At 61.3% G+C, this 1,031-nt stretch carries 2 protein-coding genes; one reads left to right on the forward strand and one right to left on the reverse strand.

The features are described from left to right. Nucleotides 1–144 precede the first annotated feature (144 nt). The gene (locus G3446_RS26905; protein WP_164456709.1) at nucleotides 145–315 is read right to left on the reverse strand and encodes a hypothetical protein; all 171 of its coding nucleotides are present in this window, start codon (nucleotides 313–315) and stop codon (nucleotides 145–147) included. Nucleotides 316–543: 228 nt separating this feature from the next. Between G3446_RS26905 and G3446_RS26910 the strand changes: the two genes are divergently transcribed. After that, a partial coding sequence (locus G3446_RS26910; RefSeq protein WP_164456710.1) for a tyrosine-type recombinase/integrase occupies nucleotides 544–1,031 on the forward strand: 488 nt, incomplete at its 3' end.

Here is a 1,031-nt window from a genome sequence, read left to right on the forward strand (position 1 = left end):
GGCATGCCCGCATCCGCGCGGTCGGCGGCGTCGTGCCAGGATCGGATTAGTCCAACAGACATTTATCCATCGGGCGCGCCAGCGTCGGAGCGAGACCACGCTCACAGCCATGCGCCCGATGGATAAATGCTTAATAGTTATGCGTCACCACGGATCAGATGTGAGTTTCAAATCGCACCATTGCCCGTCGCAAAGCTCTTGTTGCGTCTCACAGTCGATGATAGTTAGAATTCCTGCGTCCACTGACGCAACGTCATCATCAGTGATTTCTGCACCTTTTCGAACTTCTCCATCTTCAAAAATATAGAGATACATATCAACCTCCGCGCAAAAGCGCATAACAAGAATTTCCAGCCGAGCCGCAGACTTGTCTCAGGTCAACCTGCTGCGTCGTGCCAGCGGCCGGCTGAAATTGGCGTTGAACTAATCCGCTCCGCGGGCCTTTGAAGAGCCTCGTCGCTCACCCGCGCCTGACAGCGCTTCCACGCCTCGTCGTCCACACTCGCCATGACCCAATCGGGGTCGTTGCCAGAGGACCGGACGATGACAGCGTTGCGTCAACGCATGATCGTGGCCATGCAGATGCATGGTTTCTCCCCGCGCACCCATGAGAGCGATCTCGCCGCCGTGCGGGATCTGGCGAAGTTCACCCACCGCGCGCCCGATTGCCTTGCACCGGAGGACTTGCGCGCGTACTTCGAGCACCTGGTGCGCGAGCGTGCACTGGCTCCGGCCAGCGTGCGGCTGTTCTACAACGGCATCCGCTTTTTCTATTTGGAGGTCCTGGACTGGCCCGCGGTGAATCTGGAGGTGACGCTGCCCAAGCGCCCGCAGCGCATCCCGGAGCTGCTCACGCGCGAAGAGGTCGCGGCCATTCTGCGAGCCTGTCGCGATGCGCGCCAGCGCATGATGCTGACGCTCTGCTACGGCTGCGGGCTGCGCCTGAGCGAGGTGCTGGCGGTGCGGGTCGCCGACATCGACGGGGAGCGCCAGCTGTTGCGCGTGGAGCAGGGCAAGGGCGCCAAGGATCG

The organism is Thiorhodococcus minor, from assembly GCF_010820565.1.
GTDB lineage: Bacteria > Pseudomonadota > Gammaproteobacteria > Chromatiales > Chromatiaceae > Thiorhodococcus > Thiorhodococcus minor.

Bases quoted from the DNA above. Each gene is read 5' to 3' on its own strand.
- G3446_RS26905 (WP_164456709.1), bottom strand. From the start codon at position 315: ATGTATCTCTATATTTTTGAAGATGGAGAAGTTCGAAAAGGTGCAGAA.